This is a genomic window from Flavobacterium sp. (assembly GCF_043778725.1).
Taxonomy (GTDB): Bacteria; Bacteroidota; Bacteroidia; order Flavobacteriales; family Flavobacteriaceae; genus Flavobacterium.
Window position 1 is genome coordinate 1 of the sequence record NZ_JAYWFT010000031.1, and the last position, 16410, is coordinate 16410.

Here is a 16410-nt window from a genome sequence, read left to right on the forward strand (position 1 = left end):
TTCCGTAAGATAAAAACGAACCTAAAAACCCAAAAAGTGGTATGAAAATAAAACGGTTGATACGGTAACAATTGGGGATACTATGGAGGTGCAAAGGTACACTTTATTTTGATAAAAAAAACCTTAGCGTCAATTGTTTACATTTTGATAACCAATAATTGTTTAAACTAATAAAAAAACATTATTTTTTTACTAAAAAACATTCTATTACCATTTTTTTTTTATTTTTGAGTAATGAAAAATAATTACAATAATAAATTTATTACTTATTTTCTTATTATACTACTTTTGGTTTTTGCAAGCCAAACTATAATTGTAAAATATTCTTCTCAAGAAAATAAAATTGTCTTAGTTATAATTACTAGTGCGCTTATTGCATTAATTATTTCAGTAGCACTTTATAAAATAATCAATCAGAAAACTAAATATGTAGATTCATTTAAATCAGAGTTCGCAGAATTATCAAAATCCAATGAACTATATGATATTGTAGCCAAAGCAACTAGTGATACCATTTGGGATTGGGATATTAAGACTGGTGGATTTGTATGGAACAAAGGAATTCAAAGTATTTTTGGTTATAAAAGTGAAGATGTTAAAGATAATCTTCAATGGTGGTTTGATAAAATACACCCCGAAGATAGCTTAAAAATGTCTGTTAAACTATATTCCTTTATAGCCGAGAAATCCGAAAAATGGCAAGATGAATACCGTTTTCTATGTGCAGACGGAAATTATAAATATGTATTTGATAGAGGTTTTTTAGTAAAAGATAGTGATGATAATGTGATAAGAATGATTGGAGCAATTCAAGATGTTACTAAACAGAAACAAGAAGAACAACGGTTAAAACTTTTAGAAACTGTTATTACCCAAACAAAAGACACTGTAATAATAACAGAATCAGGAGATATTGAAAATGAAGTGCCAAATATCGTGTTTGTAAATCCTGCCTTTACAAAAATGACTGGTTACAACCCTCATGAAGTAATTGGTAAATCTGCAACTGTATTCATGAATAAATTTAGCGTAAGAAAAGACTTTAAAAAACTTACCGAAGCCTTAAAGAAAAAAGAAGAATTCTCTCTCGAAGTTTTAAATAAAAGGAAAAATAAAGAACAATATTGGGTCAATTTTACTATGATACCTATTAACAACAATGACAACCAACATTCACATTGGATATCAATTCAAAGAGATATTTCCGAAGAAAAACAAAGAGAAGAAGAGAGAGATCAATTAATAAATGAACTAACACAAAACAATAAAGACTTAAAACAATTTTCTTATATAACATCGCACAATTTAAGAGCTCCTTTATCAAATCTAACAGGATTGCTAAATTTAGTTGAAGATATCCCTATTGAAAATGAAGAACTAAAAGAGATAATAAGCGGTTTCTCTAAATCTACAAGTCAATTAAATGAAACAATAAATGACCTAGTAAATGTTATCATTATAAAAGATAGTCCCTCAATTCAAAAAGAAGAAATAATTATAAAAGATGTTTTTGAAAACGTTTTTAATCAATTGAGTTTTCTTATTAGTCTTAAAAAACCAATTATTAAAATGGATTTAAATAATGCTCAAATAATCAATCTCAATAAATCCTATATTGAAAGTATTTTATTAAATTTGATGACAAACTCCTTGAGATATTTAGAGCCTAAAAGACAACTTAAAATTGCAATATCCTCCAAAAAAACCAGTTCAGAAACAATTTTGACATTTAAAGATAATGGAATAGGTATTGATCTTGAAAGAAATAAAGATAAAATATTTGGATTGTACCAAAGGTTTCATGACTATCCAGATAGTAAAGGGTTAGGTTTATATCTTGTAAAGTCTCAAGTAGAATCAATGGGAGGAACAATCAATGTAGAAAGTAAAGTAGGTGTAGGCACAACTTTTATAATCTCATTTAAAAACAACTAACTATGTTAAGTAAAATTTTATGCGTAGATGACGACCCAATAACATTGATGTTATGCAAGAAAGTCATAGAAAAAGCTGAATTTTCAAAAATTATCGATACCGCTCAAAATGGAGAAGAAGCATTAATTTATTTTGATAATCTTCAAGAAATAACAAATGAAGATAATAAATTAGTGCCAGAACTTATGTTTTTAGACCTAAACATGCCAGTAATGGGAGGATGGGAATTTTTAGATATATTTTCAAATAAAAAATACGACTCTATTTTTCCTAATTTAAAAGTTATAGTTCTCTCTTCTACAATAGACCCTAAAGATATTGAAAAGTCTAAATCCTATACAATGGTAATTGATTTTCTATCAAAACCAATAACAAAGGATACTCTCAAATTGTTATCAAATATATAATTTTTTAAAGCACTAGTATAGGTAATAGTTTCTTGGCTAAAAAATCTTAAAAGTCCATTTTTATAAATAGTAATTGCTACAGTAGTTAGACTGTATAAATAATTTTAAATCAATTTAGTAAACAATATGAATTGACTTGTTGGTAACAAGATTTAGTTTTTTTATAATAAGTTTTAAAAAAAATGCTGGAAAACCAAATGCTGATTAATGTAAGTGTTTTTAGAAAAAATACAAACAAAACCTAAAGAACTCTAAAAAGACAGTATTAAAAATAAAAACTAATTACTTAGAATTTATGAAGATGTATATACTTTCTTAATTACAAATTTTAAAAAAAATAGTAATTAAAAAAAGTAGGTTTAATTTTATATGGAATCTTAAATAAATATATTTAAAATAAAAAAGCCGTCTCAAAAAAATAATTGAGACGGCTTGAAGTATAATCTAAAATTATTACAATTTAGATACAAGTTTAGTTAATTTAGATTTCAAATTAGAAGCCTTGTTATCATGAATGATATTTTTCTTAGCCAATCTATCAATCATTGAAATTACACTAGATAATTTAGATGAAGCATCATTTTTATCTGTAGATATTCTTAATGCTTTGATTGCATTACGAGTAGTCTTGTGCTGATATCTGTTTAACACTCTTTTCTTTTCGTTACTTCTAATTCTTTTTAAAGCTGACTTATGATTTGCCATTTTTTCTAGTATTTTTTTAAATAAAATAATTTTTTGTAGCCCGTAGGGGAATCGAACCCCTCTTACATGGATGAAAACCATGCGTCCTAACCGATAGACGAACGGGCCAATGTCATCCAACGTAGTTGTAATAATCTCAATAATAATTGAACTTGTAGCCCGTAGGGGAGTCGAACCCCTCTTACATGGATGAAAACCATGCGTCCTAACCGATAGACGAACGGGCCATTACATTATTTTGTAATGCGAGTGCAAAAATACAACTATTTTTAATTCACACAATAGCTAAAAGTATTTTTTTTATTTTTTTTTTTAATAAGCTTTTGCAAACAACACTCTACCAGTAGATTTAGCTCCTGTAAAAATACATTTGCCTTCCTCTTTAATTTGGTTCAATGGGATGCATCTTATGGTAGCCTTAGTTAAATCTTTGATTTTTTCTTCAGTTTCTGGAGTTTCATCCCAATGAGCCGATATAAATCCTCCTTTATTTTCTAGAACTTCTTTAAATTCTTCAAAAGAATTTACTTCTGTAATGTGTTCTGTTTTGTAGTTTAACGCTTTTTGAAAAAGCTCCTCTTGAATGGTTTCTAGCAACTCTTTTGTGTAATTAACAATAGAATCGTTGGCAATAATTTCTTTAGTTAGTGTATCTCTTCTAGCTACTTCAAAGGTTTTGTTTTCTAGATCTTTTGGTCCAACTGCAATTCTAACTGGTACGCCTTTCAATTCCCATTCTGCAAATTTAAATCCAGGTTTTTGGGTAGTTCTGTTGTCATATTTAACAGAGATATTTAGCTTTTTAAATTGAGAACTTAATTCATTTGCAACGAGAGTTATTTTTTCAAATTCTTCTTCGGTTTTAAAAATAGGAACTATAACTACTTGAATTGGTGCTAAATTTGGTGGTAAAACCAATCCGTTGTCATCAGAATGCGTCATTACTAACGCACCCATCAATCTTGTTGAAACACCCCAAGATGTTCCCCAAACATGTTCTTGTTTTCCTTCTTGATTGGCAAATTTAACATCAAATGCTTTTGCAAAATTTTGTCCTAAAAAGTGTGATGTTCCAGCTTGTAAAGCTTTTCCATCTTGCATTAAAGCCTCTATACAAAAGGTTTCTTCTGCGCCAGCAAAACGTTCTGTTTCTGTTTTTAAACCTTTAACAACAGGAATAGCCATAAAATTTTGTGCAAAATCAGCATAAACATTCATCATCTTTTCTGACTCTTCTATTGCTTCTGCTTTAGTTGCGTGTGCAGTGTGGCCTTCTTGCCATAAAAATTCTGCCGTTCTTAGAAATAAACGTGTTCTCATTTCCCAACGAACTACATTAGCCCATTGATTAATAAGTAATGGTAAATCTCTATAAGATTGTACCCAACCTTTGTAGGTAGACCAAATAATTGCTTCACTTGTAGGACGAACAATTAATTCTTCTTCGAGCTTGGCATTTGGGTCAACCATTAATTTACCTGGTTTGTCTGGATCATTTTTTAATCGGTAGTGCGTTACAATGGCACATTCCTTTGCAAATCCTTCAGCATTTTTCTCTTCTGCCTCAAACATACTTTTGGGAACAAACAATGGAAAGTAAGCATTGCTATGTCCTGTTTCTTTGAACATTCTGTCTAATTCTGCTTGCATTTTTTCCCAAATTGCATAACCGTATGGCTTGATTACCATACATCCTCTAACACCTGAATTCTCGGCTAAATCTGCTTTGACTACAAGCTCGTTATACCATTTGGAATAATCTTCTGCTCTTGTTGTTAAGTTCTTACTCATAATGAATAGTTTGGCATAAAAATTGTTTAACTTATTTTAACTAAATAGTTCGGCAAAACTAACTATTTTTGTATTGTCCAACAATAAAAATGATATAGATATGAAAACAAATTATTTTTTTATTAAAAAAATCTCCATTTATTCTATACTTGGATTTTTTTCATTGCTTGTAACTTCCTGTGGTTCTTATCAAAATTCTTCATATTATGATAATGATGGAGTTTATGGTTCGAATGAAAAGCCTAGACAAAAAGAAGAATCTAAAGCAAATAGTGCCTACTACAAAGATTACTTTAGTTCTTTGAAGGATGATAATCAAGAAATTGTTACTGATGTAGAGAATTATTCTAGTGTTAATGATACTGTAAACAGAGGTTCGAATGGAACTGTTGTTAGCTATCCGAGTTGGGGTTCTAGCAATCAGGGTAATGTAACGATTAATGTTTATGATAATAATTTGGGTTACAACAATTGGGGTTATAATAATGGTTGGTACGGTAACAATTGGGGATACTATGGAGGTGGTTATTATGGCGGTTATTATGGAAATTATTTAGGATGGAATAATGGATGGTATGGAAATAACTGGGGTTGGAATTCATGGTATGGACCAAGTTGGTATGGGAATTATGGATATGGATATGGATACGGCAATGGAAATTATTACAATAATGGATATTACGGTGGTAACTATGCACATTCTGGTGGAAGAAGAAACTCTAATTATTCAAGAAATTCTAGCGATATAAATTCTAATAGATATACTAGAAGTAATGTAAATTATGGAGGAACAAGAAATTCTAACAGTGCTTATCCAAGTGTTAGAAGTACAAATCCTGTTAGAACGGAAAGTCAAACTGGAGGCGTAAGACCTGTAAGAACTAATGATTATCAAACTGGAGGCGTAAGACCAGTTGCTCCTGTTAGATCTACTACAACTACACCTGCGCCTGTTAGAACAGAAAGTTCAACGCCAAGAAGTTATGATTCTCCAAGATCTTACACGCCAAGTTCTGGTGGAAGTAATGGCGGAAGCTACGGAGGAAGTAATAGTGGTGGTGGTGGAAGATCATCCGGTGGTGGTGGTGGTGGAAGAAGATAAATTTAATTTCTTATTTTATTATGAAAAAAATAATTGCAATAGCAATAGCAAGTTTAGCTATAACTTCAATTAGAGCACAAGATATTTCGGATGCTCTACGATATTCTCAAACAGATTTAAATGGAACTGCTCGTTTTAAAGCAATGGGTGGTGCTTTTGGAGCTCTTGGTGGTGATTTTTCATCTATTTCTATTAATCCTGCTGGGTCTGTTATTTTTGCTAACAATCAAGTTGGTTTTACTTTGGGAAACAACAGTACTAAAAATAATTCTAATTATTTTGGAAAAAACAGTTCTGATAACAATAATTCATTTGATCTAAATCAGGCTGGTGCTGTTTTTGTATTTGAAAATGGAAGCGTAAAAAGCGGATGGAAAAAATTTGCAATAGCGTTAAATTATGAAAATGCTAAAAATTTAGATAATTCTTTGTATTCATCTGGAACAAATTCAAATAATTCTATAGATAAATATTTTTTAAATTACGCTAATAATATTCCTTTTGGGAGTATTAACAATGCTTATTTTGAAGATTTGTTTTATGGACAACAGCAAGCTTATTTAGGATACAATGCTTATATAATAGAAGCGGATAACACAAATCAAAATTATTATACTAATGTGTCTCAGGCTGGAAATTACTATCAAGAAAATAGTGTGGCGTCTACTGGATACAATGGTAAATTATCTTTTAATGTTTCGGCTCAATATGATAATAAATTATCGTTTGGACTAAATCTTAATTCACATTTTGTAGATTACAGACAGTCAAGTAGTTTCTTTGAATCTAATACTAATGCAAAATATGCAGTTGGATCTACTGTAGATAGAATTCGTTTTAGTAACGATTTATATACTTATGGTAATGGGTTTTCATTTCAATTGGGAACAATTTTTAAACCTATAAAAGAGGTTCGATTGGGATTAGCATTTGAATCGCCAACATGGTATAAACTTAATGATGAATTGCGACAAAGAGTTGTTACATCTGGTTATGGATTGAACGCAGCAGTAGATAATACTCAATATGGAACGGTTGTTACCGATCCTAATATTACTATGATATTTCAACCTTATAACTTGCAAACTCCGGGTAAATTGACTGGAAGTTTTGCCTATGTTTTTGGTAAAAGAGGATTGATAAGTATTGACTATGCCGTTAAAGATTATAGTAATGCCAAATTTAAACCTAAAAATGATTACTTAAATGAAAATGGTACTATATCTACCTTGCTTACCACGTCTAATGAAGTGCGAGTTGGTGGTGAATTTAAGGTTAAAAAATTGAGTATTCGTGGTGGATACCGATGGGAGCAAAGTCCTTATAAGAATGGGAGAACTATTGGTGATTTAACTGGGTATTCTACAGGTTTAGGATATAATTTTGGTAGTACAAAATTGGATTTGGCTTATGCTTATGCTAAACGCGATTATGATCAGCAATTTTTTTCTAAAGGATTTACAGATGCTGCCAGAATTAATTCGGTAAATAACAATGTGAGTTTGACATTATCGTTTGAATTGTAATAGGTTTGCGTTTTATAGTACAAAACCATTCGTTAATTTGAATGGTTTTTTTGTGTAAATAGTTTGCTAAAAATAGCCCAGATTGCAATGAAAATCCTCATCTCGTTTTTTTTTAACGAGATGAGATTGTAATGGAAAGCTGGAATATGGAAACCAAAAATGCTATAAAGTTTCGCTCCTTAAAATAAATAACGTAATTTTGCTCGCGAATCTTCGGGATCAATTAAATAAAGGTATGAGAACCAAATCGGTAAAGAAAAATAAAATTAATGTTATTACACTTGGATGTTCTAAAAATACTTACGATAGTGAGGTTTTAATGGGACAATTAAAAGCGAGCGGTAAAGACGTTGTGCATGAGCAAGAAGGTAATATTGTTGTTATAAATACGTGTGGATTTATTGATAATGCCAAGGCAGAATCTGTAAATACAATATTAGAATATGCAGATAAAAAAGCGCGAGGAATTGTAGATAAAGTTTTTGTAACAGGTTGTTTGTCTGAAAGATATCGTCCCGATCTAGAGAAGGAAATTCCTAATGTAGACCAATATTTTGGTACTACAGAATTGCCTCTTTTATTGAAAGCTCTTGGTGCCGATTATAAGCACGAATTGCTAGGTGAACGATTGACTACAACGCCCAAAAATTATGCTTATTTAAAAATTGCTGAAGGTTGTGATAGACCTTGTAGTTTTTGTGCTATTCCGTTAATGAGAGGAAAACACGTTTCGCAATCTATTGAAAAATTGGTTAAAGAAGCAGAGGGTTTGGCTAAAAATGGTGTTAAAGAATTGATTCTTATTGCGCAAGATTTAACGTATTACGGATTGGATTTATATAAAAAACGTAATCTTGCCGAATTGCTAGAAAACTTGGTTAAAGTGGAAGGAATTGAGTGGATAAGGTTGCATTATGCTTTTCCTACTGGATTTCCAATGGATGTTTTGGAGTTGATGAAGCGCGAACCAAAAATTTGTAATTATATTGATATTCCATTGCAACATATTTCGGATAGAATTTTAAAATCTATGAAACGTGGTACTACGAAAGAAAAAACGACTAAGTTGTTGAAAGATTTTCGTGAAGCGGTTCCTGGAATGACTATTAGAACTACATTAATTGTTGGATATCCTGGAGAAACGCAAGAAGATTTTGAAATAATGCGTGACTGGGTTCAAGAGATGAAGTTTGAACGTTTGGGATGTTTTACTTATTCTCACGAAGAAAATACTGGTGCATTTGCATTGGTTGATGATGTTCCTGAGGAAGTAAAAAAAGCTCGTGCGCAAGAAATAATGGATTTACAATCGCAGATTTCTTGGGATTTAAATCAAGAAAAAATTGGGCATACGTTTAAATGTGTAATTGACAGAAAAGAAGGTGAACATTTTATTGGTAGAACAGAATTTGACAGTCCCGATGTTGATAATGAAGTTTTAATTGATGCTGCTAAATTTTATGTAAAAACTGGAGATTTTGTAATGGTAAAAATTACAGATGCTACCGAGTATGATTTATATGGTGAACCGGTTTAATATTAAAATGCCAACATTATAATCTTAATTTAATTAAAAATGAAAACACTAAAATTTATTTTACTTGTACATTTTGTTTTGTTAACTTTTAGTTCAGTATCTGCGCAATATGGTGGTTATGGTGGTAATGGAAGTTATAGCAATACTGGTATGGGAAGACCGCAATCTATTCAAAGTGATTCTGACAGACATAAAAAAACTGATGAACAAATTGAGAAAGAAAAGCAAGAGAGCATAGATAGAAATGTAGAAAAGTTAAAAACAGATTTAAAACTAGATGAACTTCAAGTAATTGTCATTAAAAAAGAAATTGAATCTAGTAGTAAGAGTATTTATAAGATTTTTAAAAGTGAAGATTCTGATGATGAAAAAACGAAACAAATAGAAGCAGTTTCAGAAAAAACAGACAGAATAATTAATACTTTTTTAAACGAAGAGCAAAAAGTGATTTATAAAAAAATTATTGAAGAGAAACAAGAACGAATGGAAAAACTAAAAGACAAACGTTTAAGATAAAATTAGTCAATATACTATCAATAAAAAAGCTCCTAAACAAACTGTTTAGGAGCTTTTCAGTTATTAATCACCTTTATATTAATTATGATTTTGCAAGTACAGTACCTTTAAAAGTTAATATTTTTGCAGTAGGTTCTGCACTAGTTGTAACAGTAACTGTTTTTGTAAAAGCACCTACAGCAACGGCATTATAAGTAGCTTTAACTATTGCAGATTTTCCAGGTTCAATAGATGTTTTTGTATAATCTGTTGCTGTACAACCACAAGATCCATGAACATTTGTAATAATTACAGCTTTAGTTCCTGTGTTTTTAAATTCAAATTTGATTAATTTTGGCGTTCCTTGAGGAATTTGGCCAACATCAATTGTCTCACTTTTCCAGGCAATTGGAGAAGTTATTTCTGTTTTTGTAACAGATTTATTTTCGTTAGAAACGATTGTAAATGACATTAAACCTAATGTTAAAGCAACCATTGAAATTTTTAAAATTTTCATAAATTTATTATTTAAATTGTACTATTTTATTTGTGTTTATTTTTATTCAATCAAAAGTAATTAAATATCATTGACAGTATTGTTAAATGGTTTCAAATGTTTGTTAACGACTTGTTAAGTCTAAAATTCTAATTATTTTTTTAGTAATATTACATTGTAAAATAGATTAATTGTTACTTTAAAATTTAATACTAAGTTATTTTACTGTTTTAAAAAAATATGAAAACAAAAAATTTTAATATAATAATTGTACTAGGACTTATTGCAACTATAGGAATATTGATTGCACAATTACTATGGACAAAAGAAGCTTTCAATATAGAGGAGAAAAAATTTTCTCAAAAAACACACATCGCATTATTGGAAGTTGTAAAAAAATTATATTTAGGAACTAATAGTGAGTTGCCAACAGAAAACCCTATAAAGAAAATTGCCAATGATTATTATATAGTTAATGTTGATAATGATTTTGAACCCAACATTCTAGAGCATTATTTAAAAGTTGAATTTGCAAAATTTAATATAACAACAGATTTTGAATATGCCATGTACAATTGCCAAAGTGACGAAATGGTATATGGAAATTATGTATCTTATTCTAACAAAACGCCCGAGAAAAAAACAGTTTATTTTCCGAAACATGAGAATTTAGTGTATTATTTTGCAATTAGATTTCCTAACGAAACAAGCTATTTGTCTAGTTCCCTTAGGTTTTGGTTTATACTTTCATTTGCATTAATAATTATATTATTGGTTTATGTATACTCAATTTATACCATTATTCAACAAAAAAAATATTCTGAGTTGCAACGTGATTTTATAAATAACATGACCCACGAATTTAAAACTCCGTTGTCATCTATCCTTATAGCTTCCAATTATTTAAACAAACATCCGGTAATAGAGAATGAAGAAAAGCTTGAAAAATATACCGAAATTATAATCAATCAAAGTAAAAAACTTAACAGCCATATAGAGCAAATTTTAAATATTGCGAAGTCGGATAATGCTCCTATGAAAATGGAGAAAAAAAATATTTTTATAATTCCAATTTTAAAAGATGTTATTGAAAACATGCAACTTAAAAACTCGAATTTAGAAGTTAAAATAACCGCTGTGAGTGATTATATGATTCTGGCAGATGAATTTCATTTTACCAATATTATCTATAATTTACTAGACAATTCTATAAAATATTGTAATGAAAACCCAAAAATAACGATTGCTATCAATGAAGAAAAAGACTTAATAAAACTTGATTTTATTGACAACGGAATTGGAGTTTCTAATAAAAATATAAATTTTATATTTGATAAATTTTATAGAATTCCAAGTACAAAAAGCAATGAAGTAAATGGATTTGGACTTGGATTATATTATGTAAAAAAGATTTGCACGCAACATAAATGGAAAATTATTGCTCATAATAACAAAGAAAATGGAATAACTATTTCTATTGAAATTCCAAAAAAATAAAGTTTTCAGATAAAAATAGATTTAATTAATAAAAACGGTATACAACTATCATATAAACTAAGAAAATGACAAAATATAAAATACTTTATGCAGAAGACGATGAAACAATAGCGTTTTTAACTAAGGATAATCTTGAGTTGTTTTATGACGTTACACACTGCAACGATGGTGAAAGTTGTTATGAAATGTTTAAAAATAATGTATTTGACATTTGCATATTTGACATAATGATGCCCAAGATGGATGGGTTTGATTTGGCCGAAAAAGTTAGAAAAATAAATGCAAATGTGCCTATAATTTTTCTTTCTGCCAAGACATTAAAAGAAGATAGAATAAAAGGATTACGGCTTGGAGCAGACGATTATCTGGTAAAACCATTTAGTATTGAAGAACTACTATTAAAGATTGAAATTTTTTTAAAACGATCTCAAAAAAGTTCTTTGCAAGAAGACAATAATTATACTATTGGAAAATATCAATTTGATACAAAAAACTACTTGATTTTCAATGATTTAGAAAAAATAAGTTTAACACAAAGAGAGGCCGAATTGTTAAAATTATTTTTAGACAACAAAAACATAGTCTTAAAACGTGAAGAAATATTAAAATCGCTTTGGGGAAATGATGATTACTTTATGGGACGAAGTCTTGATGTTTTTATCTCAAGATTGCGAAAAATACTTGTCAATGAAAAAGGAATAGCCATAGAAAACCTTCACGGAATAGGATTTAAATTTAGTGTTTTAAACTAAGATCACTTTGTTTCAAGAGTTAAAACTCTATTAATTTGAACAAATGTTCTTGCATAATAATCCTCTTTAATAGAAGAAATAATAACGCCCGAACTTGTAGAGGAGTGAATAAATTTTATTTCATCATTAACAATTTCTGTAATCATACCAACATGGCTAATTCTACCTTTTCCTCTTGTTGCAAAGAAAATTAAATCGCCTTTTTGAGCCATTGATTTATCAATTTGAACGCCATAATTTGCTTGTTCGTGAGATGCTCTAGGCAAAGTCATATCTATGTTTTTAAAAGTAGCAAACATAAATCCCGAACAGTCAAATCCTGCACTGGTTGTACCTCCACTTCTGTATGGCGTGCCAATGTGCTCGACTGCTTTTGCAATTAAAAAATCGGCTTTTGCACTATTACTTTCTGGTATGTCATTTATAGCAACATCTATTTTTTCAACCACTACCGCAGTTTTATCAGCTTCAACTTCTTTCAATCCTTTTTTGACAATTAAAAAAAATCCAACAGGCAAGCCAGATGCAATTGAAGGATTTAAAGCTTGTAAGTCTGATACAGAAACACCAGTTTGTTTAGAGATTCCGTACAATGTCTCTTTGGGTAAAACTTTATGAACTACATCAACATTGGATACTATATTGTCAGTCTTTATTTGCTCTACAACTGTATTTTCTGTAGCTTCATTCTCTATTTTAGGATTAGAAATAACTTGATCTTGATTGGGTAATTTCAATTTAGAACCAATTTTTAAGTTTCCAGTTTTTAGTTCGGGATTCATTTCACAAATTAATTCCATACTTATTTCGTATTTTTTAGAAATACTATATAAGGTTTCTTTTGGTTTTACTATGTGCACTTGAGTTAGTACATTGGGAGTGGTGTCATTTTTTTTCTTCTCCTTATTTTCTGTACCAATTTCCTTATTAACTTTTTTAACAACTTTTTGTTTAAACTTTTTGTTTGGTACTTTTACCTCTGCTTTTAAGGCTAAAACGGCACCTTTCAATTTAGGATTTAAAGCATAAATTTCAGATTCGCTTACATCATATTTTTTTGCAATAAAATAAATTGATTCACCTGATTTTACATTGTGCTTAATCACTTTTTGTGAAAAACAATTGAAAGAAAACAATAACGAAAAGAAAAAGAAAAACTTAAAAAAATTCATGTGCAATTATATTTTTTGGCAAAGAAAAGTGCCTTTTAAAGAGTTGCAAGTTACTACAAAAAGCTATTTTTAAAGTTTTTTTTAACTAAATTTTAATCTAAACGTATTAAATTATAATTTTCATAAGGCTTTTGTTTTGTCTAATTTCCTGCTATTCATATTGTATGACGTTGCTTTTATAAAGAAAAAATTAACTTATAAAAAAAATATTTTTTCAATAAAAGAGTAGTGGAATAGCGAGTAGTTATTTCCGATTTTTTTAATATTGTTTATAGCAATAGTTTAATTCTTGAACCAACAATACTTATTTTTTTTCTAATTAATTGTGAATAAAAGTTTTATCTTTTTAATGAGAAATGTCCTTTTGTACTCCTACCATCATCTAGTTTTATAGTGAACCAATAATCATCTGAAGGAGCAAAATTTCCGTTGTACATTCCATCCCAACCTTTACCAATTGCTGCAATTTCTTTAATTAATTTTCCAAATCTATTGTAGATGAAGATTATTGAGTTAGAATAAAATTGTTCATTAACACCACTAATATTCCATGTATCATTAATTCCGTCTCCATTTGGGGTAAAATAGTTAGGCGCGCCAATAACTGATATTTCATCTTCTACGATTCCGCATCCGTTAAGATCTTTTATGTAAACAGTATGCAATCCGTTAGGTACATTTTCAAAATATGGGCTTGCTTGGTATATTCCAAAGGGATTATCTAGATTATAAACATAATTTCCTATGCCACTTACAGAAATTAAAACAGAATTTATTCCTTCTAAATCTATTATTGTTGGCAATAACACAGTAGCAGAAGCAGATGAAATGACTAAACTAGAAACAGTCTTATTGCAAGAATTTAATATGTTACTAACTGTTACAGCATAATTTCCTGGATTGGAAACAATAATGTTTTGCGTAGTTTCGCCATTGGGTGTCCATAAATAATTATAATTTGCTGGATTTGTTATTATTGTGTTTAAAGTAACTAATTGATTAGGCATATTTAGACATAATGTTCCCTTAGTTTCTATAGTAAAAACAGGAAGACCTTGAACAACCAAATTTATTATGTGCAATCCAATACAATCGTTACCGTTTTCAACACGAGCATATATTGTTTGGCTACCAAAGGTTGTATTTGTTATTTTGTTTTGTTCTAACAGCGCATCATTCAAATTGTAGTAATAAGATACTGTGGTTCCTGTAGAACCAAATCCAGCATTTGCCAAATTGAAAGTTGTTATCCCATCTTCTGTACCATCATCATCACATTCATTTAATGTTACAATAGAAGTTGGATTTGTACTTACATTTAAAACAAGTTGTGTAGTACTAAAACAATTGGTTGTAGGGTTTATTACTCTAACAAAAAGTGTTTGAGGGTTTGAAATATTTGAATAATTTGTATTTAAAGAGTTAGTATCATTTGTTGCATCTGACGTATTTGCATAAAATTTTACCAAAAAGTTTACATTATTATTTGTTATTGCATTGGTTGCTTCCAAAAGATTAAAAGTGGTCAATCCGTCTGGAAATATCTCAAAGTCACATTGCGTTAATTGTGTAGAAAAAACTGATGGAGTAGTATTAATTATAATGTTAAATGGTTTAAAAATAACACAACCATTAATTTTATCTTTAATTTTTACCCACAAAGTTTCATTGGTGTTGGCGACTTGATTGGTATAATTAACAGGTAAGGTTATGTTATCATTAGCCGCTGGATGATAAGTAACTTCAATATCTGGATTTCCATTTATTAAAACAGCATCGTTTAATGATAAATTAAAAGTTTCAAAACCATTGTTATTGTTGTCACATTCTGACAAATCTATTGGGTTGGCTGTTTGGAATGGGGTAACTGTTAATGAGAAGCTGGAAGTAGAAAAACAATTAGTTATTGTGTTTTCTAGTCGTATATAGATAGACTGCGGATTGCTAGTATTATTATAGTTTGAAGGAATTAAAATTGGATTTATTGCTACAATTGCATCGTTTTCTGTTGTGTAAAAAGTGGCCACAATATTGGGTTGATTGCCAATTGCTAAAGTTCCGTTTTGATATAAATTAAATGGAGTAGAGTCATCAAGAACAGCATCGGTGTCGCACTTTTCCATATTGAGTGTTGCGCCAGCTGTTGTATTGTTTATGGTTGGTGGTTCATTAAATGTTGCGGTTCCTGTCCATTGCAATGAAAAGTTACTATCGCCACCAAATCGATCTATTACAAAATAATAAGTTTCGCCAACAAGAACATCCAATGAACTTACAAAATTATTTCCGCTTTGTCCTGGACCTTCAAAGGCATCAGTTTCACTTGCATTCATTCCGGTAGTATTATTACTAGAATTTGCCAACTGCGGATTTGTTGTAGAGCATCGTATGGTAGTTCCTAGATTACCACATGTACTATTTGGTCCAAAAACATAAAAATCAAAATCTACGGAAATGTTTGTATTCTCTGGTGTTAGAATAAATCCGAGTGTTCCTGCTGTTTTTATGTTAACTTTAATCCAAAGTGTATTTGTTTCTTGACCACTACAAGAGTTGTTATTATTTATTTCAGAATTTCCTGGACCAAGAACCGATAGATTATTGTAGCTTACATTTCCGCATGCTACAACTGCATCTACACAATCATTTTGAGAATAATAGTATTGAAAAAAAAATAAACATAAGAAACAAATTGATTTTTTTAAAAATAACATGAGTACTTTAGTAAAAGAATTATCGTTTAAGAGAAAAATGTCCTTTTGCACTTCTTCCGTCTTCTAGTTTAAGGGTAAACCAATAATCGTCTGAAGGCGCAAGATTACCATTAAAAGTTCCGTCCCAACCTTCTCCTAGTGGTGCTATTTGTTTAATTAATTTTCCAAATCTATCATAGATGTGAATAATTGTATTTGAATAAAACTGCTCATTTACACCTTTTATATTCCATGTATCGTTGTAACCATCGCCATTTGGTGTAAAATATTGTGGCGCTCCA

At 29.8% G+C, this 16410-nt stretch carries 14 protein-coding genes and 2 tRNA genes; 8 read left to right on the plus strand and 8 right to left on the minus strand.

Going from position 1 to position 16410, the window contains the following annotated elements; all coding sequences use genetic code 11:
* Nucleotides 1-234: 234 nt before the first annotated feature.
* A complete protein-coding gene (locus ACH2CG_RS03070; protein WP_395062089.1) occupies nt 235-1935 on the plus strand; it encodes a PAS domain-containing protein in 1701 nt (566 codons plus the stop codon).
* A gap of 2 nt (nt 1936-1937) precedes the next feature.
* Nucleotides 1938-2342, plus strand: a complete 405-nt coding sequence (locus ACH2CG_RS03075; RefSeq protein ID WP_395062091.1) for a response regulator — start codon at nt 1938-1940, stop codon at nt 2340-2342.
* Between the two features lie 453 nt (nt 2343-2795).
* On the opposite strand, the gene rpsT is transcribed toward ACH2CG_RS03075, so the two are convergent.
* The 4 genes from rpsT to proS all read right to left on the minus strand — a co-directional run bounded on the left by rpsT (nt 2796) and on the right by proS (nt 4838).
* Nucleotides 2796-3047 carry a 30S ribosomal protein S20 gene (gene rpsT / locus ACH2CG_RS03080; protein WP_395062093.1) on the minus strand — a complete coding sequence of 84 codons (252 nt, stop codon included), beginning with the start codon at nt 3045-3047 and terminating at the stop codon, nt 2796-2798.
* A 36-nt stretch (nt 3048-3083) separates the two neighbouring features.
* A tRNA-Glu gene (locus ACH2CG_RS03085) sits at nt 3084-3155 on the minus strand.
* A 47-nt stretch (nt 3156-3202) separates the two neighbouring features.
* A tRNA-Glu gene (locus ACH2CG_RS03090) sits at nt 3203-3274 on the minus strand.
* 85 nt (nt 3275-3359) lie between these two features.
* Nucleotides 3360-4838 (minus strand): proline--tRNA ligase, encoded by a 1479-nt coding sequence (gene proS, locus ACH2CG_RS03095; RefSeq protein WP_395062095.1) that lies wholly within the window; start codon nt 4836-4838, stop codon nt 3360-3362.
* Nucleotides 4839-4938: 100 nt separating this feature from the next.
* Between proS and ACH2CG_RS03100 the strand changes: the two genes are divergently transcribed.
* The 4 genes from ACH2CG_RS03100 to ACH2CG_RS03115 all read left to right on the plus strand — a co-directional run bounded on the left by ACH2CG_RS03100 (nt 4939) and on the right by ACH2CG_RS03115 (nt 9519).
* Complete coding sequence (locus ACH2CG_RS03100) at nt 4939-5940, plus strand: hypothetical protein (RefSeq protein WP_395062097.1); 1002 nt, start codon at nt 4939-4941, stop codon at nt 5938-5940.
* A gap of 20 nt (nt 5941-5960) precedes the next feature.
* A complete protein-coding gene (locus ACH2CG_RS03105; protein ID WP_395062098.1) occupies nt 5961-7466 on the plus strand; it encodes an OmpP1/FadL family transporter in 1506 nt (501 codons plus the stop codon).
* A gap of 235 nt (nt 7467-7701) precedes the next feature.
* Nucleotides 7702-9003 (plus strand): 30S ribosomal protein S12 methylthiotransferase RimO, encoded by a 1302-nt coding sequence (gene rimO, locus ACH2CG_RS03110; protein ID WP_395062100.1) that lies wholly within the window; start codon nt 7702-7704, stop codon nt 9001-9003.
* Between the two features lie 39 nt (nt 9004-9042).
* On the plus strand, nt 9043-9519 hold the full coding sequence (locus tag ACH2CG_RS03115) for a hypothetical protein (RefSeq protein ID WP_395062102.1): 477 nt from the start codon (nt 9043-9045) through the stop codon (nt 9517-9519).
* An 82-nt stretch (nt 9520-9601) separates the two neighbouring features.
* On the opposite strand, the gene ACH2CG_RS03120 is transcribed toward ACH2CG_RS03115, so the two are convergent.
* On the minus strand, nt 9602-10015 hold the full coding sequence (locus tag ACH2CG_RS03120) for a DUF1573 domain-containing protein (protein ID WP_395062104.1): 414 nt from the start codon (nt 10013-10015) through the stop codon (nt 9602-9604).
* A 219-nt stretch (nt 10016-10234) separates the two neighbouring features.
* Here ACH2CG_RS03120 and ACH2CG_RS03125 point away from each other — a divergent pair, with 219 nt between their 5' ends.
* Together ACH2CG_RS03125 and ACH2CG_RS03130 are read left to right on the plus strand one after the other, a co-directional pair.
* Nucleotides 10235-11491, plus strand: coding sequence for a sensor histidine kinase (locus ACH2CG_RS03125; protein WP_395062106.1), 1257 nt, complete (start codon nt 10235-10237; stop codon nt 11489-11491).
* Between the two features lie 65 nt (nt 11492-11556).
* On the plus strand, nt 11557-12243 hold the full coding sequence (locus ACH2CG_RS03130; protein ID WP_395062108.1) for a response regulator transcription factor: 687 nt from the start codon (nt 11557-11559) through the stop codon (nt 12241-12243).
* 2 nt (nt 12244-12245) lie between these two features.
* On the opposite strand, the gene ACH2CG_RS03135 is transcribed toward ACH2CG_RS03130, so the two are convergent.
* From ACH2CG_RS03135 to ACH2CG_RS03145, 3 genes are all read right to left on the minus strand, one after another.
* Nucleotides 12246-13349, minus strand: a complete 1104-nt coding sequence (locus ACH2CG_RS03135; RefSeq protein WP_395062110.1) for a LysM peptidoglycan-binding domain-containing protein — start codon at nt 13347-13349, stop codon at nt 12246-12248.
* Between the two features lie 404 nt (nt 13350-13753).
* Nucleotides 13754-16129, minus strand: coding sequence for a T9SS type B sorting domain-containing protein (locus tag ACH2CG_RS03140; protein ID WP_395062112.1), 2376 nt, complete (start codon nt 16127-16129; stop codon nt 13754-13756).
* 19 nt (nt 16130-16148) lie between these two features.
* Nucleotides 16149-16410: T9SS type B sorting domain-containing protein (locus ACH2CG_RS03145; RefSeq protein ID WP_395062114.1), on the minus strand; the 262-nt coding region annotated here is incomplete at its 5' end.